General features: G+C 54.4%; 27 protein-coding genes. 9 read left to right on the top strand and 18 right to left on the bottom strand.

What is annotated here, in order from left to right:
• Positions 1 to 33 precede the first annotated feature (33 nt).
• Complete coding sequence (locus tag EoCCA6_RS01195; RefSeq protein WP_152081094.1) at positions 34 to 699, bottom strand: MarC family NAAT transporter; 666 nt, start codon at positions 697 to 699, stop codon at positions 34 to 36.
• Positions 700 to 955: 256 nt separating this feature from the next.
• Between EoCCA6_RS01195 and marR the strand changes: the two genes are divergently transcribed.
• The 3 genes from marR to marB are packed head-to-tail and all read left to right on the top strand — an operon-like array spanning position 956 to position 2042.
• Positions 956 to 1390, top strand: coding sequence for a multiple antibiotic resistance transcriptional regulator MarR (gene marR / locus EoCCA6_RS01190; RefSeq protein ID WP_020884159.1), 435 nt, complete (start codon positions 956 to 958; stop codon positions 1388 to 1390).
• Positions 1391 to 1410: 20 nt separating this feature from the next.
• On the top strand, positions 1411 to 1791 hold the full coding sequence (gene marA, locus EoCCA6_RS01185; RefSeq protein ID WP_001303241.1) for an MDR efflux pump AcrAB transcriptional activator MarA: 381 nt from the start codon (positions 1411 to 1413) through the stop codon (positions 1789 to 1791).
• A 32-nt stretch (positions 1792 to 1823) separates the two neighbouring features.
• Positions 1824 to 2042 carry a multiple antibiotic resistance protein MarB gene (gene marB, locus EoCCA6_RS01180; RefSeq protein ID WP_152081093.1) on the top strand — a complete coding sequence of 73 codons (219 nt, stop codon included), beginning with the start codon at positions 1824 to 1826 and terminating at the stop codon, positions 2040 to 2042.
• A 38-nt stretch (positions 2043 to 2080) separates the two neighbouring features.
• On the opposite strand, the gene eamA is transcribed toward marB, so the two are convergent.
• Positions 2081 to 2980: an O-acetylserine/cysteine exporter gene (gene eamA / locus EoCCA6_RS01175; protein WP_152081092.1), complete on the bottom strand. Its 900-nt coding sequence runs from the start codon at positions 2978 to 2980 to the stop codon at positions 2081 to 2083.
• A 189-nt stretch (positions 2981 to 3169) separates the two neighbouring features.
• Here eamA and ydeE point away from each other — a divergent pair, with 189 nt between their 5' ends.
• The gene (ydeE, locus tag EoCCA6_RS01170) at positions 3170 to 4363 is read left to right on the top strand and encodes an efflux MFS transporter YdeE (RefSeq protein WP_152081091.1); all 1194 of its coding nucleotides are present in this window, start codon (positions 3170 to 3172) and stop codon (positions 4361 to 4363) included.
• An 85-nt stretch (positions 4364 to 4448) separates the two neighbouring features.
• Here ydeE and zinT read toward each other — a convergent pair whose 3' ends face one another.
• The 8 genes from zinT to EoCCA6_RS01130 all read right to left on the bottom strand — a co-directional run bounded on the left by zinT (position 4449) and on the right by EoCCA6_RS01130 (position 12468).
• Positions 4449 to 5090 (bottom strand): metal-binding protein ZinT, encoded by a 642-nt coding sequence (zinT, locus tag EoCCA6_RS01165; RefSeq protein WP_152081090.1) that lies wholly within the window; start codon positions 5088 to 5090, stop codon positions 4449 to 4451.
• 52 nt (positions 5091 to 5142) lie between these two features.
• Complete coding sequence (gene urtE / locus EoCCA6_RS01160) at positions 5143 to 5841, bottom strand: urea ABC transporter ATP-binding subunit UrtE (protein ID WP_152081089.1); 699 nt, start codon at positions 5839 to 5841, stop codon at positions 5143 to 5145.
• Between the two features lie 9 nt (positions 5842 to 5850).
• On the bottom strand, positions 5851 to 6648 hold the full coding sequence (gene urtD, locus EoCCA6_RS01155; RefSeq protein WP_152081088.1) for an urea ABC transporter ATP-binding protein UrtD: 798 nt from the start codon (positions 6646 to 6648) through the stop codon (positions 5851 to 5853).
• Positions 6648 to 7721, bottom strand: a complete 1074-nt coding sequence (urtC, locus tag EoCCA6_RS01150; protein ID WP_152081087.1) for an urea ABC transporter permease subunit UrtC — start codon at positions 7719 to 7721, stop codon at positions 6648 to 6650. Before urtC ends, urtD begins: the two co-directional genes overlap by 1 nt.
• Complete coding sequence (gene urtB, locus EoCCA6_RS01145) at positions 7721 to 9295, bottom strand: urea ABC transporter permease subunit UrtB (protein ID WP_152081086.1); 1575 nt, start codon at positions 9293 to 9295, stop codon at positions 7721 to 7723. The genes urtC and urtB overlap by 1 nt, the downstream gene beginning before the upstream one ends.
• 24 nt (positions 9296 to 9319) lie before the next feature.
• Entirely contained in the window at positions 9320 to 10591 is a 1272-nt protein-coding gene (urtA, locus tag EoCCA6_RS01140) for an urea ABC transporter substrate-binding protein (protein WP_152081085.1), read from the bottom strand.
• 203 nt (positions 10592 to 10794) lie between these two features.
• Positions 10795 to 11898: a cobalamin-independent methionine synthase II family protein gene (locus tag EoCCA6_RS01135; protein WP_152081084.1), complete on the bottom strand. Its 1104-nt coding sequence runs from the start codon at positions 11896 to 11898 to the stop codon at positions 10795 to 10797.
• Positions 11899 to 12054: 156 nt separating this feature from the next.
• A complete protein-coding gene (locus EoCCA6_RS01130) occupies positions 12055 to 12468 on the bottom strand; it encodes a rhodanese-like domain-containing protein (RefSeq protein WP_152081083.1) in 414 nt (137 codons plus the stop codon).
• 73 nt (positions 12469 to 12541) lie between these two features.
• Here EoCCA6_RS01130 and ftrA point away from each other — a divergent pair, with 73 nt between their 5' ends.
• Positions 12542 to 13543, top strand: a complete 1002-nt coding sequence (ftrA, locus tag EoCCA6_RS01125) for a transcriptional regulator FtrA (protein ID WP_152081082.1) — start codon at positions 12542 to 12544, stop codon at positions 13541 to 13543.
• 149 nt (positions 13544 to 13692) lie between these two features.
• On the opposite strand, the gene EoCCA6_RS01120 is transcribed toward ftrA, so the two are convergent.
• Positions 13693 to 14055, bottom strand: a complete 363-nt coding sequence (locus EoCCA6_RS01120; protein ID WP_152081081.1) for a hypothetical protein — start codon at positions 14053 to 14055, stop codon at positions 13693 to 13695.
• 246 nt (positions 14056 to 14301) lie between these two features.
• Here EoCCA6_RS01120 and EoCCA6_RS01115 point away from each other — a divergent pair, with 246 nt between their 5' ends.
• Positions 14302 to 14532 (top strand): DUF2554 family protein, encoded by a 231-nt coding sequence (locus EoCCA6_RS01115; protein WP_152081080.1) that lies wholly within the window; start codon positions 14302 to 14304, stop codon positions 14530 to 14532.
• Here the strand turns inward: EoCCA6_RS01115 and EoCCA6_RS01110 are convergent, their stop codons facing one another.
• Both EoCCA6_RS01110 and EoCCA6_RS01105 read right to left on the bottom strand, forming a co-directional pair.
• The gene (locus EoCCA6_RS01110; protein ID WP_152081079.1) at positions 14533 to 16497 is read right to left on the bottom strand and encodes a peptidase U32 family protein; all 1965 of its coding nucleotides are present in this window, start codon (positions 16495 to 16497) and stop codon (positions 14533 to 14535) included.
• 80 nt (positions 16498 to 16577) lie between these two features.
• Entirely contained in the window at positions 16578 to 17105 is a 528-nt protein-coding gene (locus tag EoCCA6_RS01105) for a helix-turn-helix domain-containing protein (protein ID WP_152081078.1), read from the bottom strand.
• Positions 17106 to 17196: 91 nt separating this feature from the next.
• Between EoCCA6_RS01105 and EoCCA6_RS01100 the strand changes: the two genes are divergently transcribed.
• Positions 17197 to 18363 carry a benzoate/H(+) symporter BenE family transporter gene (locus EoCCA6_RS01100; RefSeq protein ID WP_232623266.1) on the top strand — a complete coding sequence of 389 codons (1167 nt, stop codon included), beginning with the start codon at positions 17197 to 17199 and terminating at the stop codon, positions 18361 to 18363.
• Here the strand turns inward: EoCCA6_RS01100 and EoCCA6_RS01095 are convergent.
• The gene (locus EoCCA6_RS01095) at positions 18343 to 19215 is read right to left on the bottom strand and encodes a helix-turn-helix domain-containing protein (RefSeq protein ID WP_152081076.1); all 873 of its coding nucleotides are present in this window, start codon (positions 19213 to 19215) and stop codon (positions 18343 to 18345) included. The genes EoCCA6_RS01100 and EoCCA6_RS01095 overlap by 21 nt on opposite strands.
• A 173-nt stretch (positions 19216 to 19388) precedes the next feature.
• On the opposite strand from EoCCA6_RS01095, the gene EoCCA6_RS01090 reads away from it, so the two are divergent.
• A complete protein-coding gene (locus tag EoCCA6_RS01090; RefSeq protein ID WP_152081075.1) occupies positions 19389 to 20285 on the top strand; it encodes a DMT family transporter in 897 nt (298 codons plus the stop codon).
• A gap of 33 nt (positions 20286 to 20318) precedes the next feature.
• On the opposite strand, the gene EoCCA6_RS01085 is transcribed toward EoCCA6_RS01090, so the two are convergent.
• Entirely contained in the window at positions 20319 to 20993 is a 675-nt protein-coding gene (locus EoCCA6_RS01085; RefSeq protein ID WP_152081074.1) for a DUF3313 domain-containing protein, read from the bottom strand.
• A gap of 138 nt (positions 20994 to 21131) precedes the next feature.
• Positions 21132 to 22724 (bottom strand): ABC transporter substrate-binding protein, encoded by a 1593-nt coding sequence (locus EoCCA6_RS01080; RefSeq protein WP_152081073.1) that lies wholly within the window; start codon positions 22722 to 22724, stop codon positions 21132 to 21134.
• A 111-nt stretch (positions 22725 to 22835) separates the two neighbouring features.
• Between EoCCA6_RS01080 and pepT the strand changes: the two genes are divergently transcribed.
• The gene (gene pepT, locus EoCCA6_RS01075) at positions 22836 to 24065 is read left to right on the top strand and encodes a peptidase T (RefSeq protein ID WP_152081072.1); all 1230 of its coding nucleotides are present in this window, start codon (positions 22836 to 22838) and stop codon (positions 24063 to 24065) included.
• Here the strand turns inward: pepT and tehB are convergent.
• On the bottom strand, positions 24062 to 24655 hold the full coding sequence (gene tehB / locus EoCCA6_RS01070; RefSeq protein WP_152081071.1) for a tellurite resistance methyltransferase TehB: 594 nt from the start codon (positions 24653 to 24655) through the stop codon (positions 24062 to 24064). The two genes, pepT and tehB, sit on opposite strands and share 4 nt — an antisense overlap.
• Positions 24655 to 25656: a dicarboxylate transporter/tellurite-resistance protein TehA gene (gene tehA, locus EoCCA6_RS01065; protein WP_152081070.1), complete on the bottom strand. Its 1002-nt coding sequence runs from the start codon at positions 25654 to 25656 to the stop codon at positions 24655 to 24657. Before tehA ends, tehB begins: the two co-directional genes overlap by 1 nt.
• Positions 25657 to 25721: the final 65 nt, after the last annotated feature.

The following is a 25721-nucleotide window of genomic DNA, read 5'->3' as shown; positions in this document are numbered from 1 at the left end:
GCCGGGTAAGCGCAGCGCTACCCGGCAATAACCTCAGTGGTAGGTTTTAATAATTTCCAGCACGCCGTTAATAATAAACTGCACGCCCATACACACCAGCAGGAAGCCCATCAAACGCGAGATCGCTTCGATACCGCCCTTGCCCACCCAGCGCATAATCGCCCCAGAACTGCGCAATGACCCCCACACAATAATGCCGATCAGGGCAAAAATGATCGGCGGTGCGACAGTCACAACCCAGTCCGGGAAGGTGGAGCCATCACGAACCGTCGAGGCGGAACTGATAATCATCGCGATCGTTCCCGGCCCTGCCGTACTCGGCATCGCTAACGGCACGAAGGCAATATTGGCGCTCGGCTCGGTTTCAAGTTCTTCGGATTTACTTTTAGCTTCCGGCGAATCATGGGCTTTTTGCGCCGGGAACAGCATCCGAAAACCGATAAAGGCGACGATCAGACCGCCGGCAATACGCAGCCCAGGGATGGAGATCCCAAACGTGTTCATCACCAGTTGCCCGGCGTAGTACGCAACCATCATGATGGCAAACACATACACGGAAGCCATCATCGACTGATGATTACGCTCCGCGCTGTTCATGTTCCCGGCCAGCCCCAGAAACAGAGCCACCGTGGTTAACGGGTTCGCCAGGGGCAGCAAAACGACCAACCCAAGACCAATTGCTTTAATCAAATCCACCATAACGCGTCGCTGTCCTTATCCATTTTCAACTCCGCAATTATAGGGGGAAATCTCATGATTCAGCTATCGTCACGACGTAAGGATTGTTTTCACGCCTGAACCATAACACTCCGTTATGTTTATGATTTGAAAGCCGCAAAAAAAGGTTCACGAAACGTTTTAGCAATTCGTGGCATCGGCTGATTCATTCAGTTGACTTATACTTGCCTGAGCAATAATATCTGCCGTGACTAAACTACTTGCCAGGGCAACCATTGTGAAAAGCACCAGTGATCTCTTCAACGACATAATTCCACTGGGTCGTCTTATTCATATGGTTAACCAGAAAAAAGATCGCCTGCTCAATGACTACCTGTCACCGCTGGATATCACCGCAACACAGTTCAAAGTGCTGTGTTCTATTCGCTGCGAAGTGTGTATCACGCCGGTTGAGCTGAAAAAGGTGCTCTCTGTCGATCTGGGTGCGTTAACCCGCATGCTGGATCGTCTCGTCTGCAAGGGATGGATAGAACGAAGCCCTAACCCGAATGACAAACGTGGCGTACTGGTGAAACTGACCAGCGACGGCGCGGCCATGTGTGAGCAATGTCATCAACTAGTAGGACAAACACTGCACCAGGAACTAACAAAAAACTTAACGGCAGATGAAGTGGCAACACTTGAGCTTTTGCTTAAGAAAATCCTGCCGTAAACAGAAAAAGAGGTATGACGATGTCCAGACGCAATACTGACGCTATCACTATTCATAGCATTTTGGACTGGATCGAAGATAACCTGGAATCGCCGCTCTCCCTTGAGAAAGTGTCAGAGCGTTCAGGTTACTCAAAATGGCACCTGCAACGGATGTTCAAAAAAGAGACCGGCCATTCATTAGGTCAATATATTCGCAGCCGTAAGCTGACGGAAATTGCCCAAAAACTGAAAGAAAGCAATGAGCCGATCCTTTATCTGGCGGAGCGTTACGGTTTTGAATCCCAACAAACCCTGACGCGCACGTTCAAGAACTACTTCGACGTGCCGCCTCATAAGTATCGTATCACCAGCATGCCGGGTGAATCCCGATACCTTTATCCGTTAAAACATTGTAGTTAATCATCGCCTGTAAAGACGTAACCGAGGAAATCATGAACGTTATCGCCTCCGCCGCCCTCGCCTTGCTGGTGCTTGTCTCCAGCCAGGCCTTCGCGGAGCAAACACCCCGTGCAGCACAGCAGAACAATCGTGATGCGATTACCCTGCCGTCCGCACATGACCAGTCCCCCTTTGATTTCAACCACATGGGGGCTGGCAGCGATAAATCCGACGAATTAGGCGTACCGTATTACAACCGGCACGACTTCTGATTCGTTTTTGCCCCGCAGGTGCGGGGCTTTTTTTTGCCTTATCCCTTCACCCGCGCGGTACGACGCACCCGTAAACCAAAGATATTGATATAGAGCCCGGCCATGATCAGCACTGCGCCAAGCAGTTGCAGGGCGCTGAGCTTCTCATCCAGCAAAATGGCGGCGCTTGCCAGCCCGACCACCGGCACCAGCAGCGACAGTGGCGCAACACGCCAGGTTTCATAGCGCCCCAGGAGCGAGCCCCAGATCCCATAGCCTACAATGGTTGCCACAAACGCCAGATAGATAAGCGACATAATGGTCGTAATGTCGATCTCAACCAGGCTACTCAGCATGGCGTCTGGCCCGTCAAGAATGAATGAGGCAGCCATAAACGGCACAATCGGAATTAAGGCGCTCCAGACCACCAGTGACATCACCGCCGGACGCGCATCATGCTGCATAATCAGTTTGTTGAAAATGTTCCCGCACGCCCAGCTTAGCCCTGCCGCCAGCGTCAGCATAAAGCCGAGCAGCGCCACGTGTTGTCCATTAAGGCTGGCTTCGATCAGCACCAGTACGCCAAATACCGCCAGCGTGATCCCTGCAAGCTGTTTGCCCTGCAGACGTTCGCCAAATACAAATGCGCCGAGAATGATGGTAAAGAAGGCCTGGGCCTGTAATACCAGCGAAGCCAGACCGGCAGGCATACCGAACTTAATGGCGCAGAACAGAAAGGCGAATTGACCAAAGCTGATAGTCAGGCCGTAACCCAGCAACAATTTAAACGGTATGTTGGGACGGGCGACAAAAAAGAGTGCCGGGAACGCCACCAGCATAAAACGCAAACCGGCCAGCATCAGCGGGGGCATATTGTGCAAACCCATTTTAATGACCACAAAATTCAGCCCCCATACTACGACCACCAGCATCGCCAGCAGCCCGTCTTTACATGTCATACCCTGCCCCTGAATTATTAAATTTTTGTAAACACTTCAAGGTAACGAAAAAAACGCGTCACGAGAAGATCATTATTTCTGGCAGTCAGGTGAAGCACTTACGGATAAATCAGGTGCTATACAAGCCCCTTATGTCGTGGTACTCCTGATATAACATAAAAAAAACATAACGATTTTCTGGGCAAGAATATGAAACCATCTCTCAGGCGCTCCACTGCAGCGTTGCTGGCATCGTCATTGCTATTAACCATTGGTCGAGGGGCAACGCTGCCGTTCATGACCATCTATCTCACGCGCGCCTACAGCATGAGCGTTGAGAATATTGGTTATGCCCTGACCATCGCCCTGACCATTGGCGTGGTGTTCAGCTTAGGGTTTGGCATTCTGGCCGATAAGTTTGATAAAAAACGCTACATGCTGATCGCTATCCTGGCGTTTATTGCCGGTTTTGTGGCGATCCCGCTGGTAAATAACGTTACGCTGGTGGTGCTGTTCTTTGCCCTGATCAACTGCGCCTATTCTGTTTTTTCAACGGTGCTGAAAGCCTGGTTTGCCGATGTGCTAACCTCCAGCGAAAAAGCGCGCGTGTTTTCGCTGAACTACAGTTTCCTGAACATTGGCTGGACGGTCGGGCCGCCCATCGGCACGCTGCTGGTGATGTACAGCCTGCAACTACCGTTCTGGCTCGCAGCCTTCTGTGCCGCGCTCCCGCTCGGGTTTATCCACTTCTTCGTGCAGAAAAGCGTGGCACTGGATACGACACAGCCGACAGCGCCCTGGCAGCCGTCCTTGCTGCTGCGCGACCGCGCCCTGTTCTGGTTCACGCTGTCCGGCCTCCTTGCTTCTTACGTTGGCGGCTCATTCGCCAGCTGCATTTCGCAGTACGTACTGGCGGCAAATGCCGACAGCGATTTTGCCCAGAATGTCGTCGCCGTCGTGCTTCCGGTGAACGCCGCCGTGGTGGTGACGCTGCAGTACGTCGTTGGACGCAAAATTTCAGCCACTAACATTCGTCCGCTAATGACTGTCGCCACCCTGTTTTTCATCGCGGGACTCGGCGGGTTTATGCTCTCCGGGGAGAATCTGGTTTACTGGGGCATTGCCGCCGCCATCTTTACGCTGGGCGAGATTATTTATGCACCGGGGGAATATATGCTGATTGATAACATTGCCCCGCCGGGGATGAAGGCGAGCTACTTCTCTGCGCAGGCGCTGGGCTGGCTGGGCGCGGCGGCCAACCCGATGATCACCGGGATTATCCTGACCCATCTGCCACACTGGTCGTTGTTTGCCATTATGATGGCGGCCATTGTCATTGCCTGGCTGATGATTTTGCGTGGGATGAGCATGAAGGCGTGGTGCGAAACGCCTGACGTAGTGTGAGCCGTTTAACTGCCGGGTGGCGCTGCGCTTACCCGGCCTACGTTCGCGTTCTTGAAGCGCAGCGCCACCCGGCAACAGCAAAAACCTAGTGGTGCAACATCTCCTCCACGACCTGCTCTTTCTCCATCTCGTTCGGGTAATACGTCGGCCAGTTATCCATCTCTTTCAGCAGTGCCTCATGAGAGGTGTTGCCCATAAAGATATGGAAGTGTGACGAGGCTTTCGGCCCGATGATATGGTCACTGAACTGGACAAATTTCGGTGCCTTGCTGTCAGCAGCCTTACACTCGAACAGGTAGCGAACCCCTTTTTTGCCTGAGGCATAGGTCAGGATTTTGTAGCCGTTGTAATCGTACTGGCAGCTGCTCACCGCGTTGCCTTTATGGAATTCCATAACGTTATTTTCAATGCCAATCGAATCCACATCGGTCGCGTAACCGGCGCGGTAATAGGTTTTCACCTCGTCAAAGGATTTATGTTTATCCTTCTCCGCTTTCTTTTTAAAGACCGGGTCCAGCGAGCCATCCAGCAAAAACGGATAGACCGACTGCCAGACGCCGTCCCAGTCGGACAGTTTTCTGTCCTTAACGTCTTTATCTTCAAAAACGCCGTTCGCCGCTTTCTGTTCCGCTTCGGTCATCTGGTGACCGTGCGAGTGGGCAAACAGCTGGCCGCTGACCAGCAGCGCCCCCAGAGTCATTGCAAATTTTCCAATACGTATAGCCAAAATAAAACCCTCACTCCGTTTTATGAGAATGAGGATGTTATATTATAACATTTCAGATCGCAACCTGCCCGCGAACCCCCTCCTGCTCCATATTTTCACCCCGCCCCCGCTGGATGATGGTGCCGCGAGACATCAGCAGATAGCTGTCGGCAAGCTCCGCCGCAAAGTCGTAGAACTGTTCAACCAGCAGAATAGCCATATCGCCTCTGTCTGCCAGCTTGCGGATCACCTGTCCAATTTCTTTAATGACCGACGGCTGGATGCCCTCTGTCGGTTCATCCAGAATTAATAACTGCGGCCGACTCGCCAGCGCACGACCAATCGCCAGTTGCTGCTGCTGACCGCCGGAGAGATCGCCCCCGCGGCGGTGCTTCATCTCTTTTAGCACCGGGAAAAGTTGCCAGATTTCATCCGGCACGCTTTTCGCGTCTCGCGCGCTGAAGCGTGACAGTCCCAGCAGCAGATTTTCTTCGACGGTAAGACGCGGGAAAATCTCGCGTCCCTGAGGCACATACGCCACGCCAGACTGCACACGCTGGTGCGGTTTACTGTGGGTGATCTTTTTGCCCTGCCAGACGATATCACCTGTTCTGGCGGGGATCAGCCCCATCAGACACTTCAGCAGCGTGGTTTTCCCGACACCGTTGCGTCCCAGCAGGCAGGTCACCTCACCGGTAACAGCCTCAAAGCTCACACCGCGCAGAATATGGCTTCCGCCGTAATACTGATTCAGTTCATTAACCTGTAACATCGCGGCTCCTTAGCGTCCCAGATAGACTTCAATCACCTGCTCGTTGGCCTGCACCTCGCGAAGCGATCCTTCCGCCAGTACGCGTCCCTGATGCAGTACCGTAACGTGATCGGCAATGGTTTCCACAAAGCCCATATCGTGCTCAACCACCATCAGGGAATGCTTGCCCGCCAGCGTTCTGAAAAGTTCAGCCGTATATTCAGTCTCCGCGTCGGTCATCCCGGCGGCAGGCTCATCCAGCAGTAACAGATGCGGGTCTTGCACCAGCAGCATGCCAATCTCCAGGAACTGCTTCTGCCCGTGAGAAAGCAGCCCCGCGCGGCGGTCACGTTCTGTGGTCAAGCGCAGCAAAACCAGCATCTCATCGATACGATCGCGTTGCTCACCAGTGAGTTTAGCCCGCAGGCTCGCCCAGACAGACTTGTCGGTTTTCATCGCAATTTCGAGGTTTTCCCACACCGTTAACGCTTCAAACACCGTCGGTTTCTGAAATTTTCGCCCGATCCCCTGTCGGGCAATGGCGGCGGGCTCCAGCGTGGTCAGGTCGGTAGACTGGTCGTAAATGGCTTTCCCGCTTTTTGGCCGGGTTTTACCGGTGATGACATCCATTAACGTGGTTTTCCCTGCACCGTTTGGCCCAATCACGCAGCGCAGCTCGCCGACGCCGATATTCAGTGAAAGGTCCGTCAGCGCCTGAAATCCATCGAAATTCACGTTGATGGCCTCCAGTTGCAGCACCGGATCGGTCTGGTCGCGATAGCGGTCGCCGGGCAACTGGCGGGTAAACAATCCTTCTGCTGGCTGCATTATTTCTCTCCCTTACGCAACAGACCGTAGACGCCGCGCGGTAAAAACAGCGTGACCGCGATAAATATCAGCCCCAGAAACAGCTGCCAGTATTCCGGCATTGTGACGGTAAACACGCTTTTCGCCCCGTTCACCAGCGCCGCGCCAATCACCGGCCCTGCCAGCGTGCCACGCCCGCCCAGCGCCACCCAGATCGCCGCTTCTATCGAGTTAGTCGGCGACATTTCGCCGGGGTTAATGATGCCGACCTGCGGAACATACAGTGCCCCCGCCAGGCCACACAGCACGGCAGAAAGCGTCCAGACCAGCAGTTTGAATCCGCGTGGATCGTAGCCGCAAAATGTCAGGCGGTTTTCAGCATCGCGAACGGCCGTCAGAATGCGGCCAAACTTGCTCTTCGCCAGCGCAAAACCGATGCCCAGTGCCAGTAGCAACAACAGCACGGTCGCCAGAAACAGCGCTATGCGCGTAGTCGTTGCCGTTACGGAAAAACCGAGCAGCGTGGTAAAGCCGGTAAAGCCGTTATTTCCACCGAAGCCGGTTTCATTGCGAAAGAACAGCAACATGCCCGCGTAGGTCAACGCCTGAGTCATGATGGAGAAATAGACCCCTTTGATCTTCGAGCGAAAGGCAAACCAGCCGAAGACCAGCGCCAGCAGGCCGGGAACCATCACAATCAACACCTGCGCCCAGGCAAAGTGTTGCGTTCCCCACCAGAACCAGGGCAGTTCACTCCATGAAAGAAACGACATAAACGCAGGCAGACCGTCACCCGCCGCCTGGCGCATCAGATACATTCCCATTGCATAGCCGCCCAGCGCGAAGAAAATACCGTGCCCCAGAGACAACATGCCCGCATATCCCCAGACAAGGTCGAGCGCGACGGCCACGATGGCGTAACAGAGGATCTTACCCAGGAGCGTTAGCATCCAGGTCGAGAGTGCCAGCGGGTGGCTGGCGGGCAGCAAGGCGAGAAACGGTAATACCAGCAGGATCGCCACCAGCAGGCTGCCAATAATTTGCGTGGTCCGTGGCGCGCTACGCGCCAGCGTTAAGGTCAGTGGCTGGCTCATTAATCAGTAACCCTCCCTTTGAGTGCAAACAACCCCTGCGGGCGTTTCTGAATAAACAGAATGATCGCCACCAGAATCAGGATTTTGCCAAGAACCGCGCCCATCTGTGGCTCCAGAATTTTGTTGAAAATCCCCAGGCCAAATGCCGCAGCCACGCTTCCTGCCAGCTGGCCTACGCCGCCCAGCACCACCACCAGGAACGAATCGATAATGTAGCCCTGACCCAGTTCCGGCCCGACATTACCTAACTGGGATAACGCCACGCCGCCTAAACCCGCAATCCCTGAGCCAAGACCAAAGGCCAGCATATCAATACGCCCCGTCGGTACGCCGCAGCAGGCGGCCATGCTGCGGTTTTGCGTAACCGCGCGCACGTTAAGGCCAAGACGGGTTTTATTCAGAATGAGCCAGGTGAAGAACAGCACCAGCAACACAAAACCCAGCACCACGATACGGTTCCACGGCAACGTCAGGTTGGCGAATACCTGTACGCCACCCGAAAGCCAGGCTGGGTTGGCAACCTCAAGGTTCTGTGCGCCAAAGGTCATGCGCACCAGTTGGATCAGCATCAGGCTGATCCCCCAGGTGGCCAGCAGCGTTTCCAGTGGTCGACCGTACAGATGGCGGATCACCGTGCGTTCCAGCACCATCCCAATGGATGCGGTCAGAATAAACGCGACTGGCAGCGCCACCACGGGATAGAGCGCCAGCCACTGCGGTGCCAGTTGCGCCATCATCTGTTGCACCATCCAGGTGGCATAGGCTCCCAGCATCAGCATCTCGCCGTGCGCCATGTTGATGACACCCAGCAAGCCGTAGGTGATCGCCAGCCCGAGCGCTGCCAGCAGCAACACCGACCCCAGCGAAAGGCCCATAAACGCCTGCCCCAGCAGATCGCCCCACATCAGACGGTACTTAATATGCTTCAGGCTCTCTTCGGCAGCCGCACGCACGCTGGCATCCGGTTCGTTTTGTGGCTGGGTAAAGGGCATCAGCCGGGACTGAACGTCCGGGTCGTCGGACTGGCCGAGCAGTTCAACGGCCTTGCGGCGCACCTCTGCCTGAGGGTTGTTTACCTGCAGGTTCGCCAGTGCCAGCAGAAGCGACTGTCGCGCAACGTCGTCCGTCTCGCTGTTTGCCCGCTTTTGCAGGAAATCGAGCATTTCTGGCTGGGCATCGCGCTGAAGTTGTTTCGCTGCTGCGCGTCTTTCCGTGACGTTGTCACTGACAAGTTGATGAGTTGCCAATGCGGTGGCAGACAAAACGCGTAGCCGGTTGGTCAGGCGTACCGCTTTAGTTTGCCCTGCTGCCGCTTTTGCGTCGCCCAGCGCGAGCATGTGGCCCTGGCTGCGCGTAAAGGCATGTTTTTGACTGTCGATAAACAGGTTTTCGGTTTGCAGCGCGTGTAGCAATGCCAGCCGCGCCGGTTCCGGCGATGCCGCCCATTGTGTCAACATCGCTGCCTGCTGGCTGCGATTCGCGGCAACAAAATTATCGGCATCCGATGCCTGCGCCATCCCTGGCAGCAGTCCGGTAAGCCACACAATAGCGATGATCATGCGCATGGCGTTCATGACTTTTCTCCCTGCGGTAATGGCTTAGTTGCTGGCGGTTTTCATCGGCTGATCGGGTTTTTTGTCATTCCCGTCGATGAACGGGCTCCACGGCTGGGCGCGAACCGGCTGTTCAGTCTGCCAGACCACGTTGAACTGGCCGTTGCCTTCAATTTCGCCAATCATGACTGGCTTATGCAGGTGGTGGTTGGTGGCGTCCATGGTGAGGGTAAAGCCCGACGGTGCCTTAAAGGATTGCCCGGCCATTGCCGCGCGGACTTTATCCACATCAGTCGTACCCGCTTTTTCCACCGCCTGCGCCCACATATGAATGCCTACATAGGTCGCTTCCATAGGATCGTTCGTGACAACGGTATCGGCGTTCGGCAGCTTGTGTGCTTTGGCATACGCCTTGTAATCCGCCACAAACGCCTGGTTGGTTGGGTTATCGACGGACTCAAAGTAGTTCCATGCCGCAAGGTTGCCGACCAGCGGTTTGGTGTCGATCCCACGCAGTTCTTCCTCACCCACGGAGAACGCCACTACCGGTACATCGGTCGCTTTCAGCCCCTGATTCGCCAGCTCTTTATAGAACGGCACGTTAGAATCGCCGTTGATCGTTGAGACCACGGCCGTTTTACCGCCAGCGGAGAATTTTTTGATATTGGCAACAATCGTTTGGTAGTCGCTATGGCCGAACGGGGTATAGACCTCTTCAATGTCTTTATCGGCCACCCCTTTCGAATGCAGGAAAGCGCGCAGGATCTTGTTGGTGGTACGCGGATAGACGTAGTCCGTCCCCAGCAGGAAGAAGCGTTTGGCACTGCCGCCGTCTTCGCTCATCAGGTACTCCACCGCCGGGATCGCCTGCTGGTTTGGTGCCGCGCCGGTATAGAAGACGTTAGGCGACATCTCTTCACCTTCGTATTGCACCGGATAGAACAGCAGCCCGTTAAGCTCTTCGAACACAGGCAGAACCGATTTGCGAGATACCGACGTCCAGCAGCCAAATACCACAGCCACGTGATCCTGGCTCAGAAGCTGACGCGCTTTCTCCGCGAACAGCGGCCAGTTTGAGGCCGGATCAACGACCACGGGTTCCAGCTTTTTCCCCAGCACGCCCCCTTTGGCATTGATCTCGTCGATCGTCATCAGAGCAACATCTTTCAGCGGTGTTTCAGAAATGGCCATGGTGCCGGACAGCGAGTGCATGATCCCCACTTTGATGGTATCAGCCGCCTGCACGCCAAAGCTCATCCCCATGGCAACAACCGAGGCTGATAGCGCAAAGGCTTTTAATAAGGTACGACGGTGCATATTTTCACTCCTGAAAAGTAAGCTGTGCGAATACGTCCGTTACGGCGTGGACGCAGAAAATAAACGAGTGTCAGCTTAAGGAGAGCAAAAAGGATGCCAGAATGGGGAGAGCGGATTTTCGGGGGATGGAGACGCGGATCGGGCGGGAACGACTCAGAATGGCACAGCGTTGCACTTAAATAATGCAGCGCTGTGCCCTGGGTTTACCAGACTTCGCTGGCGATTTGCGTCACCAGACGCACTTTATCCCACTGCTGAGCTTCACTCAGGCTGTTGCCCTCTTCAGTTGAGGCAAAACCACACTGCGGGCTTAAACAGATCTGCTCTTTGGCAACATATTTCGCCGCCTCTTCCAGACGCGCTTTCACGCCGTCCGGGTTTTCCAGTTCACCGTTTTTCGTGGTGATAAGACCGAGCACCACCTGCTGCTTGCCGGGGCGGACAAAACGCAGCGGCGCGAAATCCCCGCTACGGTCGTTGTCATACTCCAGGAAGAAGGCGTCGACGTTAACGGTGCCGAACAACACTTCCGCGACCGGCTCATAGCCACCCTCTGAAATCCAGGTTGAGCGGAAGTTACCGCGACAAACATGCAGGCCGATGGTCAGGTCGTCCGGTTTGCCTTCCAGTGCTTTATTCAGCACGCGGGCATAGATACGCGCCAGTTCATCTGCGTCATCGCCACGCTCGCGGATTTGACGACGCTGGTCGTCCGAGCAAAGGTACGCCCAGACGGTGTCATCCAGTTGCAGGTAGCGGCAACCAGCATCGTAAAAGGCCCGAATCGCATCACGCCATGTGGTGGCCAGATCGTCAAAATACGCATTCAGATCCGGGTAAACCGTCGCATCAATGTCTTTGCGACCGCCGCGGAAATGCAGCACGCTCGGGCTCGGAATGGTCATCTTCGGTTGAGCGTTACCGCTAATGCTTTTCAGATAACGGAAGTCTTCCAGCATCGGGTGATCGCCAAAGCCCAGTTTACCCGTGACGCGCACGCCGTGAGCTTTGGTCTGAACACCGTTGAACTGAATCCCCTGCTGTGAATCGTAACGCTCGACGCCCTGCAGGCCATCGAAGAAATCGAAATGCCACCAGGCGCGACGAAACTCACCGTCGGTTACCACGTGCAAACCGCAGGCACACTGCTGTTCGACAACATGGCGGATAGCCTCATCTTCCACGGCGCGAAGCTGCCCGGCATCAATCTCGCCGCTGGCGAATTTCAGGCGAGCCTGCTTGATGGCATCCGGGCGTAAGAAACTGCCTACTACATCGGCGCGGTACGGGGTGTGTTGTCGTTGCATCGAAATCTCCTCTGTCTGCTGGCGATAATTGCCAACAGTGATAATTCATTATTTGAACTTTTAGACTTCTGGATGTCTAAATGTCCAAAAAAGATGTCATACCTGGCCGATGACGACAAACGAGAAAAATTCACGTGTGTTGAAAAAAATTCATCTTCACGACGTCAGCGATGAAACCTGCCCGGCAAAATCAAAGCGTTCATCTTCCCAGCCGGTGATCCCACCGAGCATAATTTTTACCGGTAACCCCAGGCGCGCCAGCTTCAACGCGGCCCGGTCCGCGCCGTTACAGTGCGGACCGGCGCAGTACACCACAAACAGCGTGTCCGCAGGCCACTGTGCCATCCGCTCCGCTGTGATCTGGCTCCAGGGCAGGTGCAACGCACCGGGAACATGACGACGCGCAAACTGCTCGATATTCCCGACCACATGCAATAAAACAAAATCCTGTTCATTGTTCGTCAGCGCGTGATGCACATCAGCACAGTCCGTCTCGACACTCAGGCGACGCAGAAAATACGCAACGGCTTCCTGCGGTTCTGCTGCCGGGAATTCAGTAACATAGCTCATGATCCTTCCTCATCTGTTGTGTTTGTGTTAACACTACTCTATCTATAAATTCAGCCAGTGAATGCGCCTGCTTATGCCAGAAAACAGCAAAAAGATGACAACGTTACGACACGGCGCTCCCCCGCGCGTGGTTGTGCTGGCATATGACGGCTTATGTACCTTTGAGTTTGGCGTGGCGGTAGAGATCTTCGGCCTTCCGCGTCCGGAAATGGGCGACGCGTGGTATCGGTTTGCCGTAGCGGGTATCGAGGACGGTGAACTGCGGGCAACGGGAGGCGTTCGCATTTTGACCGATGGCCATCTTAGCCTGCTTGACGCTGCGGATTTGATTGTTGTCCCCGGCTGGCGCGGGCTGGATGAACCCGTACCGGACGCGCTTTGCGAGGCATTACGGCAGGCCAGTGCCCGTGGCTGCCAGCTACTTTCTATCTGCTCTGGCGTTTTTGTGCTGGCCGCCTCCGGCCTGCTTAACGGCCGTAAAGCCACCACTCACTGGCGCTACATTGAGGCACTTAAAACGCGCTTCCCGGCCATCAACGTGGTTGACGATGTTTTGTATCAGGACGAAGGCGATATTCTGACTTCCGCAGGCAGTGCGGCCGGAATCGATTTGTGTCTGCATATCGTGCGCCGGGATTACGGCATGGAGGCGGCGAACTGCGTCGCTCGTCGTCTGGTTATCCCGCCACACCGGGACGGTTCACAAACGCAGCAGCTTAGCCGTCCGGTAGCACAGCTGCGGGAAAGCCAGCGACTGGGCCAGCTGTTTGATTTTCTGCACCAGCATCTGGCTAAAACGCATACCGTTGATTCGCTGGCTCATCGGGTGGGTATGAGTCAGCGAACGTTTTTACGACGCTTTCGGGATGCCACCGGTACAACCCCCGCGCGCTGGCTGCTGAATGAACGTCTGCTGCGGGCCAAAGATTATCTGGAAAACAGTCGGTTAAGTATCGATAGCATTGCCGAACAAACGGGATTTGGCCAGGCAGCAACATTGCGTCACCACTTCCGCCAGCATTTTGCCCTTTCTCCTGCCCGGTATCGTAAACAGTTTGCGGCAACACCCCGATAAACAGGCAAAAAAATACCGCCATTAACTGGCGGTAAATGCTTGCATGGATAGATTTGTATTTTCGTCTCTACGTTCCCGACACGTCATGCCGGGCAGCGGAACCCTGATAACCTAACACCCATATTATCAACGGCAGTTAAACAAACCCTTTAACCCGCTTTGGTATTAATTTGCAGATATTGCATTAATCCCTGCTTTGCGCTCTGTCTGGCCTCATCATTAATGGCTTCCAGGTAGAACGAACGCGACACAGAATACGGGGCCTGGTCGGCTGAATAGACGGCATACTGGAACGTTTTGCCTTTCGCGCGACTGGTACAACCTAATTCCCAGCGCTGTTCAGTAACTTTTGCGCTATTACACGCCACTTTGCCGTAATAACTGGTTAAATATGAACCGACCCGCACTTCAGCAGACTGAATATAGTCCGGTTTATCATTCAAGCTGTAACTCACACAGGCGGTTGCTCCTGCGGCAACAATCAGAAGCGCAGCAGTGAATACTTTCTTCATTGAATTCGACCCATTCCTTTGCCAGAAAACGCCATTATATAGGATTTATCTTTAAATCTAATGACTGAAAATGTACTAAATATGGTTGTTTACAGACCCAACCAATTAAATTAGGAATTATCTTAATAACGGTTAAGCCTGTACCACAGTTTCTGACAATCCCTTTGCGCTAATTTGAAATTTCGAATAATAACTCAAGGAAATTATCTGCATGATAGCGGGGAATTATCATTCACGGGTGAAATCATGTTGAGAAAAGGATTAACGCTTATTCTGCTGATCTGCGCGTTATTTTCCGGGCAGCTGATGGCGGGGCATAAAGGGCATGAATATTTATGGGTACAAAACGTCGACCATCAGCTTCGTCATGAAGCCGACAGTGACGAAATACGTAACGCCGCAGAGGAGTCTGCAGAGGGTTTACGCGAACATCACCACTGGCAGAAGTCGCGCAAACCAGACACTCACATTCGCTGATTAATTGCCTTTGCGTTTTGGCAATGTTTTCAGCAAATCTTCAGGACTGACAGAGGCCACAATGCTGCCTGGCGGCGGCATTTTGAAGATATGATTTTTCATTTTGCCTATCACGTGCATCTCACACGGGCGGCAGTCAAATTTCAGGGTCAACACCTCGTCCCCATTCACCAGCTGCATCGGCGTTGCTTTCCAGCTCTTGATATTCCCTTTGGCCTGCTTTGGGCAAAGGTTGAACGCAAAACGCAGACAGTGCTTGGTGATCATCACCGGCACATCGCCCTTCTCTTCATGCGCCTCATAGGCCGCGTCGATCAGCTGCACGCCGTGCCGATGATAGAATTCACGCGCTTTATGGTTGTAAACATTCGCCAGGAAGGATAAATGCGTGTCAGGATAAACCGGTGCAGGCACCGCTTCGGCTTTACGGCTGCCGCGCGGATAGTTTGCCAGGCGAGCGTTATCCAGCATCTCTGCCGTTTCACGGCGGAACTGGTTCAGCAGGCTGTTCGGAATAAACAGCGCATCAGGCAGATTCACCTCAATAGTGCGCGGGTAATAGATCGTCTGACCCAGCTTTGCCACGCCGTCTTTCAGGTTGTTAAGCGCTTTTTCGGCATTGTTTGCCACCTCAAACTGACCGTCAAGCGTATGCGTTACGCTGATACCATCTTCGCAGGTCAGGGTGAGGATCAACTGCTCTTCCCAGCCGCCAAGCTCGATATCCACCGCGATACGGCGCTCACTGGAGGTTTTCAGCAGCGCCTGCTGCCAGTTGTGGTCAAGGTTGCGGTTCAGCGCGGCGTTCGGGCGCGCCTTAAAGAGATCGGCAGGCATTTCATTTGGCCACACGCGGTAACGATTTTCGCCGGTTTTTTCCACTGTATTGGCACGGAAACCCACCACTTCGCGTTTGATCATCACGTTCAGGCCATCGCCGTTTGCCAGCGGCTCCGTCACTTCCACGTCCAGATAATCTTTCGCCACTTTCAGCACTTCACCGACGGGCAGACCGATAAACTTCGGCGAATCAAACGCACCAATATCGCCTTTACGGGCATTCACAAAGTAGTCCGTGCTGCCGCGATGGAAGGTTTTGTCTGTTGACGGGATAAAGAAGTGTTCGGTGCGCCCGGCAGATGCGCGCGCCAGGTCGCCACGATCTTCAATGATGGCATCCAGCATCTGGCGATAGTGCGCGGTGATGTTCTTCACATAGCTCATGTCCTTGTAACGCCCTTCAATCTTGAAGGAGCGCACGCCTGCGTCGATAAGCGCACCGAGGTTGGCGGTCTGATCGTTGTCCTTCATGGAAAGCAGGTGTTTTTCGAACGCCACGACGCGGCCCTGATCGTCTTTCAGGGTATACGGCAGACGACAGGCCTGCGAGCAATCGCCGCGGTTGGCACTGCGGCCTGTCTGCGCATGGGAGATGTTGCACTGTCCGGAATAGGCCACACACAGCGCACCGTGGATAAAGAACTCAATGGTCGCGTCGGTCGCCTGGTGTATATCGCGGATCTGGTTCAGGTTCAGTTCACGCGCCAGCACAATCTGAGAAAAACCCACGTCGGAAAGAAACTTCGCCTTTTCCACGGTACGGATATCGCACTGGGTACTGGCATGCAGTTCAATTGGCGGGATATCCAGCTCCAGTACGCCCATGTCCTGTACGATCAGGGCATCAACACCGGTCTGGTAGAGATCGGTGATCAGACGCTGCGCAGGCTCCAGTTCATCATCATGAAGAATGGTGTTCAGGGTGACGAACACTTTCGCCCCAAAGCGGTGGGCGAACGGCACAAGCCCGGCTATGTCGCGCAGGCTGTTACTGGCGTTATGGCGGGCACCGAAGCCTGGGCCACCGATATAGACGGCATCAGCACCGTGAAGGATCGCTTCACGGGCAATGTCGGCGTCGCGGGCCGGACTCAAAAGTTCAAGATGATGGGCGTGCAGGCGCATACTTCGTCGTTATCCGTTATGGTCAAAATGGCGGCTATTGTATTCAGAAGTCTGCGTCAGCGAAACAGTTTTGCGTGCCTTCAGCGGGGATAATGGATAAGGGAGTGAAAATGTACCGTCCGGGTGCCGCTGTTGCGGTATGCGTGCGGTTTATCGCCTGCGAAACGGACCCCGGAATCGGCGTAAAGCGTGCGCCAGCTTCCCTCAATATTCATCTCAAGCTCACCGCTTATCACCACCACATGCTCAATGACCCCCGCCTCATGCGGTGTCGACTCACTGAACGCGCCAGGTGCCAGCGTAATAGAGAAATGGTCGAACTTCAGCGCATCGTCCCAGGGAAACAAGGGTTTCACCACCATTGCCTGCTGCTGGGGATCAAACACCGCCTGCGGATCGGTTTCCGGCGTGATAAACGCGGAAAACGGCACATTCAGCCCGGTAGCGATTTTCCACAGCGTCGAGACCGTCGGGCTGGATTCGTTGCGCTCAATTTGTCCAAGCATCGCTTTTGACACGCCCGTCTCTTCCGCCAGCTTCGACAGACTCCACCCACGCGCCTGGCGCAGTGATTTCAGCGTGTATGCAAGGTGTTGTGTAATATCCATGGAGCCTCCCGTTGTGGTAAGCATACCACTTGTACGCTATAACGCACAGTGTTACCTTAGCGTGGACGTTATAACGCACAATGGAGTTTTCATGCGCACCTCAACGCATCTCTTTCCCGCCGTGCTTGCCGGGTTTGTTGCCGTCCTGGTGGGATACGCCAGCTCTGCCGCCATTATCTGGCAAGCGGCTGCCGCAGCGGGTGCCAGCGCGCAACAGATCGCCGGGTGGATGACCGCCCTCGGGCTCGGAATGGGCCTGAGTACGCTCGCCCTGTCATGGTGGTATAAAGCCCCGGTGCTCACCGCCTGGTCTACGCCAGGGGCAGCGCTGCTTGCCACCAGCCTGCACGGTGTCACGCTTGCTGAAACTATCGGCGTCTTTATTTTTGCCAACGCACTCATTCTGTTTTGTGGCGTAACCGGGTTATTTGCTCGCCTGATGAAGCTGATCCCCCATTCGCTTGCCGCTGCCATGCTGGCAGGCGTGCTCCTGCGGTTTGGTCTGCAGGCGTTTAGCCATCTTGAAGGAAATCTTCTGCTGTGTGGCAGTATGCTGATGGCCTGGCTGATGGCAAAGGCGTTTGCACCCCGTTACGCCATGGTTGCCACCCTGTTGGCTGGCGGTATGGTGGCATGGGCGGCAGGTGACGTTGTCACTAAAAATCTCACCCTGACTGTCGTTATGCCAGAATTTATCGCCCCCACGTTCACCCTCACCAGCCTGGTGAGCATTGGTCTGCCCTTCTTTCTGGTCACGATGGCCTCGCAGAATGCGCCCGGCTTTGCCACGATGAAAGCCTCAGGCTTTCCCTTACCCGTTTCGCCGCTGATGATCTTTACCGGCGGGCTGGCGCTGCTGTTATCGCCCTTCGGCGTCTATTCCATCTGTATCGCCGCTATCACCGCTGCGATTTGCCAGAGCCCGGACGCGCATCCGGATGCCAGCAAGCGCTGGCTGGCTGCCGCTGCAGCGGGCGTGTTTTATCTGCTGGCGGGGCTGTTCGGGGGGTCAATCACTGCGTTGATGTCCGCCCTGCCGCTGAGCGGAGTCCAGACACTGGCAGGGCTGGCGCTTCTCGGCACCATCAGCGGGAGTTTATATCAGGCATTGCATCACGAAGCGGAACGCGATGCGGCAATCGTCACCTTCCTGATGACTGCCAGCGGCATCACGCTACTGGGCATCGGTTCGGCATTCTGGGGGCTGGTGCTGGGAGGGTTGTGCTACGCCGTGCTTTTACGCGTTCGCCGCACGTAACCGGGAAGGTGTGATACCTATGACGCTGCGAAAGCGGTTGCTGAAGTGGCTGGCAGAATTAAACCCGCAGGCGAGCGCAATGTCGGTTAGCGGCATCGACGTATTCTGCACCAGCGATTTGGCTTTCTCCATCCGCCGCTGCATCACATACTGGTGGGGTGCCAGCCCGATCGACTGACGAAACATTCTGGCGAAGTGGTACTCACTGAGCGCAGCCTGATCGGCCAGTTCCGCCAGCGTCAGCGGCTGCGCAAGGTTCTCCTCAATGAAAGCCAGCACGTTGCGCAGTACAAACGGCGATAACCCGCCGGTGACCACCGGCAGCTTCCACTGCACGCTGGAGTAATTCTGCAACAAATGCGTCAGCAGTAGCGTAGAGGCCGTGCTCAGGGTGAGCTGGTTGGCCTTTTGCTGCCAGTCACAGCCAAGCAGAAACTGACGATACAGCGCGGTAATTTTCGCATCACTGCCAAAGATTTTTTCATCCAGGGTCAGCGACAGCGGGCGCTTGTCCCAGATCTTTTCCCCGACATCCCGCAGATGTTCATCAGTACAGTAAAGATGGACAAACGACAGGTCATCACGAATATCCCACGTGGATTCGCTCTCTTTTGGCATCAGACAAAAACGATCGGGCCCGCCACCGTTCTTCCAGCCACCCGGTGTCTTTTGATAGCTCTCATAGCCGTCTGCCACATACAGGCTCAGGGTATGATGGTTGCTTTTAACCGTTATTGTATCGTGCTTGTTGTACCACGCCGCCAGCTGGATGCCTGAGTTAAGCGCGACGGTTTCCCGGAGCACCGCATTCTGTTGGCGTAACGTTTCAAAGGTGTCGTAAGCGCGAGACATAGCCGTTAACAAGTGATTAATCAGACTGTCAGTCTAAGAAGTGTTGCTGCGCGTTGCCAGATCTCCCGGAATAAAAAAGCGCAAGATTTTGCAAGTCCACCGCAAACGGGTGAAAGCCAGGCACCTGTCCTCTCGCCACAATAGGGTTTTCGCCGTGTGAAAAGAGAGAAACAATGAACGCATTACTTTATGGTCTGGTCGTCGTTATCTGGGGAACCACCTGGATCGCCATTTTCCTCCAGCAGGGCCCCGTTGCCGCACCGGTCTCCATTTTCTGGCGCTTCGCCGTCGCCAGCGCCGCGATGATGATAGTCTTAGTTGCTCTCCGCCGCTTGCGCAGGCTAGCGTTCAGGGATCATCTCTTCTGTATGCTTCAGGGCTGCTGCGTGTTCTGCTTTAACTTCTGGTGTTTTTATACTGCCGCCGCACACATCAATACCGGGCTGGAATCGGTCATTTTTTCCATGGCTGTACTCTATAACGCCATCAATAGCTTTATCTTCTTCGGCCAGCGCCCTCCTGCGCGGTTCTGGACGGCGGCAGCGCTGGGTCTCATTGGGATCATCACCCTCTTCTGGGACGATCTGCTGGCAAGCGGCTGGAGTGCCTCGCTACTGACGGGAATTGGCCTTTCTGCCCTCGGCACTTATGGCTTCTCGCTGGGGAATATGATCAGCATGCGCCACCAGCGCAACGGGCTGGAGACGATGACCACCAACGCCTGGGCGATGCTCTACGGGACAGCCGTAATGGGCGCGATCGCGCTCGTCAGAGGCGACAGCTTTATGCCGGAATGGACCGTGAGCTACATTGGCGCGCTGTTGTACCTTGCCTTGTTTGGCTCCGTGATCGCCTTTGGCGCGTACTTTACGCTGGTAGGCCGTATTGGCCCCGGCAAAGCCGCCTACAGCACCCTGCTGTTCCCGTTAGTGGCACTCTCTATCTCAACGGTTTATGAAGGCTATGTGTGGCATATAAACGGGATTATTGGGTTATTGCTGATTCTGGGCGGAAATATGGTGATGTTTACGAAACCAGAAACCTGGTTCAGACGCCTTCGTATGGCGTAAAAAAAGGGCCTGCAATATTGCAGGCCCTTTTTATTATTGTGCCGTTTTATGCAGATCAAACATGGTGGCATCGGTCGCCAGGTCGTCAACAACCTGTTTCAGCGTGGCGAAGCCCATCGGCGTATTTTCGTTCGCCAGCTCTTTACCTTCGCCTTTACGCACCACTTTCATGACGGGCTTGTTGGTTGCGGCGTCAATCAGTTCCCCCTCAAAGAAGAGATGGGTATCCATCGTGCGGTGACCGGTTGCCATCTGCGTCCCCGCAACAACTAACGCGACGGGAACCACTTCATAGAACTGCAGCCCCTCTTTCTGCGAACTCACCCCGGTGATAGCCCCACGGAAAATCAGGCTATGTTTACCCGGCGTCGTCACAATCGGCTTACGCTGGCCAATCGCTGTTTTCATTTTGGTATTGGTGTACGCCAGAAGCTCATCCAGCGTTTTTTGACCAATCTGGGTGGTCGGTTTTGGCACCGGATAGTAGGTAATCGGCGTCCAGATAATACTGTCGTAATTTGCTTCGTTATAGGAAGGATCTACCCAACGCAGGGTCGGTTTACCTGTCGCAGACGTTGTTTGCTGCAAGCCGGAATAATCTTTTAAAAAGCCTGAATACTGTTCGGGAGCCGCGACTTTTGATGAACAACCCGCTAACGCCAACAGACCAGAAAGCACTGCAACTTTAAAAAAAGTGTGGGTACGCATGATGGAATTCCATGTTATCTGCAAGTATGCATTTGAAGTTATAGCAAAAACGAGGAGGACTTGTTGTGGCAAAAAATGACGATGGCAGCACAAATTGCGAAAAGAGTGCCCGGCCATGTGCCGGGCAGTGAAAAACGACTATTTTATATCCACCTGCCAGAACAGATGTTTGCCAAACGGATCGATTTCATAGCCTGTGACCTCTTTGCGCACCGGTTCGAAAATCGTCGAATGGGCAATCATCACCGCGGGCATTTGATCGTGCATCATCTGCTGCGCCTCTTTGTATAGCGCCACACGTTTATCATGATCGGTTATCGATTTTGCCTCGGCGATAATCTTATCAAACGGCTTATAGCACCATTTCGATGAGTTCGAGCCGCCATTCGCAGAGGTACAGGTAAAGAGTGGGCCGAAGAAGTTATCCGGGTCGCCTGTCGCCGTTGTCCATCCCATCAGGGCTGCCTGGTGTTCACCGCCTTTCACGCGTTTGAGGTATTCACCCCACTCGTAAGTGACAATCTTCGCGTGGACGCCGATTTTCGCCCAGTCTGCCTGAATCATCTCGGCCATACGTTTGGCGTTCGGGTTATACGGGCGCTGAACTGGCATTGCCCATAAATCGATACTCACGCCGTCAGCAAATCCGGCCTCTTTTAGCAGGGCTTTTGCTTTTTCAGGATCGTAGTCGTAATCCTTCAGTTCGCTGTCCGCACTCCAGACGCCCGGCGGCAGCAGGTTCTTCGCCGCTGTCCCCGTGCCGTGGAACACCGCGTCAATAATGGCCGGTTTATTGATCGCCATAGCCAGTGCCTGGCGAACGTTGACGTTATCCAGCGGCGGCTTCTGGGTATTGAACGCAAGGAAACCGGTATTCAACCCGTCCTTACTCATCAGGTTGATGTCTTTGTTCGCCTTCATACGCGGCAGATCGGCCGGGTTCGGGAACGGCATAACCTGACACTCATTTTTCTCCACTTTCGCAAAACGCACTGACGCATCGGGCGTAATGGTAAACACCAGGCGATCCAGTTTTGATTTGCCCTGCCAGTAGTCCGGGAAGGCAGTAAACAGGATACGGGAATCCTTCTGGTACTGTGCCAGCTTAAATGGTCCGGTGCCAATCGGCTCCATATCGACCTTTTCCGGCGTTCCGGCTTTCAGCATCGCGTCGGCGTACTCTGCTGAGAGTATCGAGGCAAAATACCAGGCCAGATCCGCCACGAACGGCGCTTCCGGGTGTGCCAGCGTAAAGCGCACGGTGTGGTCATCTACCTTGTCGATGGCGGTAATCAGGCTGCCAAACTCCAGACTTTCGAAGTTGGAATAGCTGCCGTTGGAGACGTTATGGTACGGGTGGTTGACGTCTTTCTGACGCATGAAGGAGAAGATCACATCGTCAGCGTTAAAGTCGCGCGTCGGTTTAAAGGCTTTGTTGCTCTGGAATTTCACGCCCTTGCGCAGATGGAAGGTATAAACCTTGCCATCCTCGCTTACCTCCCAGCGTTCCGCCAGGCTCGGCACCAGCTCCGTGGTTCCCGGTTTAAAATCCACCAGACGGTTATAGACCGGCACCGCGCTGGCATCCACGCTGGTGCCAGAGGTATACAGTTGAGGATTGAAATTTTCCGGTGACCCTTCGGAGCAATACACCAGCGTTTTTGCGGCGACGGTGGAACTGACCGTCAGTGCAGCAAGCGCCAGCGTGAATGTTGTCAGTTTGCTTTTCATCGTTTATTCCTGTCTTTTTAATTCGACGGCTAATTAATTCTTTTGCCATTTCATAAATAACATTAAAGTGAGAATGCAAACACCTGATAAAACAAAAAAGAGAGAATCACTATGCGCTCCGCACTTTCCAGACAATTAACGCACCGCTTTTTCCGCTATCTCGCCATCACCAGCCAGAGCGATGCGAAAGTGAAAACCCTTCCCTCAACGCCAGGCCAACACGACATGGCGCGAGAGCTGGCGAAAGAGCTGGCACAGCTGGGTTTAGACGACATTGTGATTGATGAATTTGCCACGGTAACGGCCGTAAAAAAAGGCAATGTTGCGGGCGCGCCGCGTATTGGTTTTATTACCCATATCGATACGGTTGACGTCGGTTTATCACCGGATATTCATCCACAAATATTAACGTTCACCGGTGAAGACCTCTGTCTGAATAAAGAGAAAGCGATCTGGCTGCGGGTGAAAGAGCACCCGGAAATTCTGGCCTATCCCAACGAAGAGATTATTTTCAGCGACGGGACCAGCGTATTAGGCGCAGATAATAAAGCGGCGGTAACCGTGGTAATGACCCTGCTGGAAAACCTGACGCCGGAAGATCGGCATGGCGATATTGTGGTCGCGTTTGTGCCGGATGAAGAGATCGGCCTCTGCGGCGCAAAGGCGCTGGATCTGAAACGCTTCGACGTCGATTTTGCCTGGACAATTGACTGCTGCGAGCGGGGGGAAATTGTTTACGAAAACTTTAACGCGGCAGCCGCCGAAGTACGCTTTACCGGCGTGACGGCGCACCCGATGTCCGCCAAAGGCGTGCTGGTGAATCCACTGCTCATGGCAACTGACTTCATCAGCCATTTCGACCGACAGCAAACGCCTGAGTGCACCGAAGGGCGTGAAGGCTATATCTGGTTTAACGGCATCCAGGCGGGGCAAAACGAGGCCGTGCTGAAAGCGAATATTCGTGATTTTGATAAAACGCAATTTGCTGCCCGCAAGCAGCACATTGCCGATGTCGCAGCGGCGATCGCCGCACAGTATCCAACAGCCAAAGTGGAATACCACATTGAGGATACCTACAGCAATATCAGCAATGCCATTGGCGAAGACCGCCGCGCTATCGACCTGATGTTTGAGGCAATGAAAACGCTCGGGATCACCCCGAAACCAACGCCGATGCGCGGAGGCACAGACGGAGCCGCACTTTCAGCTAAAGGGCTGCTCACCCCGAACTTCTTCACCGGCGCGCACAACTTCCATTCGAAGTTTGAGTTTTTACCGCTGTCGTCGTTCGAGGCGTCTTACCACACCGCCCTGCAGCTTTGCCTGCTGGCCGCCCGTTAAGCGGGCTTACGCGCCAGCATGGTGGCAAAACGCAGCTTGATGCGGTTACCGTTCTCGTCGGTGCGGTGCAGTTCACCGACCTCTTCGTTGTATTTCAGCAACGACCAGCCTTCATAGTAGTGGCTCAGTTCCTGAGGTTTGAAGGCGAACGGGAAGCCCACGGTGCACGGGTAATCCGGCGTATCCATCGCGGCGACAATCAGGTTATAGCCGCCCGGTTTGGTGCAACGCTGCATATTGGCAATAAGACCAGGGATGGTCTTTGCTTCCAGGAACATCAGCACCACGGTGGAGAGAATAAAATCATACTCGCCGTCAAAACTCAGGCTGTTGAGATCTTTAATCGCCGTTTGCAGACTGGTAATGCCTTCCGCCGCTTTAATGCGCTCGATGTTATCGATGCTCATCGGGTTTTTGTCCCACGCCGTCACATCGTAACCGTTAGCCGCGAGGTAGAGGCTGTTACGGCCATTTCCGCAGCCCAGATCGAGGGTTTTGCCCGGTTTAACGATCTCCGCGCTGTACAGCACCTCTGAATGGGTACGCGTCAGACCATACTTATCGGTGAAGTAGCTTTCATCAACAGTCATTATTTTTCCTCAGATTGCATAAGCAGTGCTTTATCAGTGCGCACCAGGAGTTTGCCCTGCATCAGCAAGATAAATGTACGAACCAACAACATCGCAATGATGATGTTGGTGAAAATAAACAGCGGGATCGCTATCGCATGGAAGAAACCCGACGGGCTGCTCTGTCCCAGATGCAGGCCGGTGGTTGCCAGGGCTGATACACCGAACGAGAAGCTCCAGAACGAAGCATTAAACGGCTGCGACAAATACCACGGCATCAGGCGCAGCATAAACAGCAGTTGCAACAAACCATAGCCGAACAGCATTTTGGCAAAGGTATCGGCCTCACCACCGTTGACGCTAAACCAGGCGCTACAGGCCACCAACGCGGGGGCCAGTTGAATGCCCAATGAAGTGCGCAGGGCTGGAGGCAGTTCTCCGGCGCTGCGCAGGCGCTGCAAAATCACCGGCTCAAGGCTGAGCCAGGAAAAGACGCCTGCCCCCAGAAATACCAGACCGGCATCCCTGAACCCTAACGCACCGCAGGCCATTGCGCTGATAAAGTTGTTTGCCACGGTCGGCAGATACAAGCCCGGCGTGGTGGCCTCCTCCGGGTGCTTGCCACGCCAGAGTCCGGCGCTTTGCCAGGCGGAATAGCTCAGTTGTATCACCACGCCAGTGCCGAACAGCACCAGAGAAATGGCACGACACCAGGGCACAAAACCGATCGCGACCAGCATTGTCGTGGCCGGAAAAAGACTCACAAAACTGCTCATCACCGGATGACGCATTTCTGCCATGACACTATGCGGAAAACGCACCGCACGGCTGATAAACGCCACCGTCAGCAAAAACCAGACGGCCACCGCCAGCCCAACCAGAACATCCCCTGGCCAGCGAGTGACTGGCCAGAGCGTGCTGGCATAGCGCCAGGCGAAGCCCATCCCGATGATCCCCAACACCATGCCAAAGTAGCCTGCGGGCATGTTAAGGACCTGTTGAGGATTGTTAGATTTATGCATTTATTTTAAAGTTTAAAATGTATTTTAAATGCCATTTTAAGGGGTTTCGACAGTGGATGCCAGCA

The organism is Enterobacter oligotrophicus (assembly GCF_009176645.1).
Taxonomy (GTDB): domain Bacteria; phylum Pseudomonadota; class Gammaproteobacteria; order Enterobacterales; family Enterobacteriaceae; genus Enterobacter; species Enterobacter oligotrophicus.
The sequence above is the reverse complement of the archived record's forward strand: the minus strand, read 5'-3'. Positions and strand labels throughout refer to the sequence as shown.

Bases quoted from the DNA above. Each gene is read 5' to 3' on its own strand.
- urtB (WP_152081086.1), bottom strand. From the start codon at position 9,295: ATGAACGCCATGCGCATGATCATCGCTATTGTGTGGCTTACCGGACTG.
- ftrA (WP_152081082.1), top strand. From the start codon at position 12,542: ATGCCAGAAAACAGCAAAAAGATGACAACGTTACGACACGGCGCTCCC.
- EoCCA6_RS01110 (WP_152081079.1), bottom strand. From the start codon at position 16,497: ATGCGCCTGCACGCCCATCATCTTGAACTTTTGAGTCCGGCCCGCGAC.
- eamA (WP_152081092.1), bottom strand. From the start codon at position 2,980: ATGACATGTAAAGACGGGCTGCTGGCGATGCTGGTGGTCGTAGTATGG.
- urtC (WP_152081087.1), bottom strand. From the start codon at position 7,721: ATGAGCCAGCCACTGACCTTAACGCTGGCGCGTAGCGCGCCACGGACC.
- pepT (WP_152081072.1), top strand. From the start codon at position 22,836: ATGCGCTCCGCACTTTCCAGACAATTAACGCACCGCTTTTTCCGCTAT.
- ydeE (WP_152081091.1), top strand. From the start codon at position 3,170: ATGAAACCATCTCTCAGGCGCTCCACTGCAGCGTTGCTGGCATCGTCA.
- urtA (WP_152081085.1), bottom strand. From the start codon at position 10,591: ATGCACCGTCGTACCTTATTAAAAGCCTTTGCGCTATCAGCCTCGGTT.
- EoCCA6_RS01130 (WP_152081083.1), bottom strand. From the start codon at position 12,468: ATGAGCTATGTTACTGAATTCCCGGCAGCAGAACCGCAGGAAGCCGTT.
- EoCCA6_RS01080 (WP_152081073.1), bottom strand. From the start codon at position 22,724: ATGAAAAGCAAACTGACAACATTCACGCTGGCGCTTGCTGCACTGACG.
- tehA (WP_152081070.1), bottom strand. From the start codon at position 25,656: ATGCATAAATCTAACAATCCTCAACAGGTCCTTAACATGCCCGCAGGC.
- marB (WP_152081093.1), top strand. From the start codon at position 1,824: ATGAACGTTATCGCCTCCGCCGCCCTCGCCTTGCTGGTGCTTGTCTCC.
- EoCCA6_RS01135 (WP_152081084.1), bottom strand. From the start codon at position 11,898: ATGCAACGACAACACACCCCGTACCGCGCCGATGTAGTAGGCAGTTTC.
- EoCCA6_RS01115 (WP_152081080.1), top strand. From the start codon at position 14,302: ATGTTGAGAAAAGGATTAACGCTTATTCTGCTGATCTGCGCGTTATTT.
- EoCCA6_RS01105 (WP_152081078.1), bottom strand. From the start codon at position 17,105: ATGGATATTACACAACACCTTGCATACACGCTGAAATCACTGCGCCAG.
- marA (WP_001303241.1), top strand. From the start codon at position 1,411: ATGTCCAGACGCAATACTGACGCTATCACTATTCATAGCATTTTGGAC.
- EoCCA6_RS01085 (WP_152081074.1), bottom strand. From the start codon at position 20,993: ATGCGTACCCACACTTTTTTTAAAGTTGCAGTGCTTTCTGGTCTGTTG.
- EoCCA6_RS01120 (WP_152081081.1), bottom strand. From the start codon at position 14,055: ATGAAGAAAGTATTCACTGCTGCGCTTCTGATTGTTGCCGCAGGAGCA.
- EoCCA6_RS01100 (WP_232623266.1), top strand. From the start codon at position 17,197: ATGCGCACCTCAACGCATCTCTTTCCCGCCGTGCTTGCCGGGTTTGTT.
- EoCCA6_RS01195 (WP_152081094.1), bottom strand. From the start codon at position 699: ATGGTGGATTTGATTAAAGCAATTGGTCTTGGGTTGGTCGTTTTGCTG.
- EoCCA6_RS01095 (WP_152081076.1), bottom strand. From the start codon at position 19,215: ATGTCTCGCGCTTACGACACCTTTGAAACGTTACGCCAACAGAATGCG.
- tehB (WP_152081071.1), bottom strand. From the start codon at position 24,655: ATGACTGTTGATGAAAGCTACTTCACCGATAAGTATGGTCTGACGCGT.
- urtE (WP_152081089.1), bottom strand. From the start codon at position 5,841: ATGTTACAGGTTAATGAACTGAATCAGTATTACGGCGGAAGCCATATT.
- urtD (WP_152081088.1), bottom strand. From the start codon at position 6,648: ATGCAGCCAGCAGAAGGATTGTTTACCCGCCAGTTGCCCGGCGACCGC.
- EoCCA6_RS01090 (WP_152081075.1), top strand. From the start codon at position 19,389: ATGAACGCATTACTTTATGGTCTGGTCGTCGTTATCTGGGGAACCACC.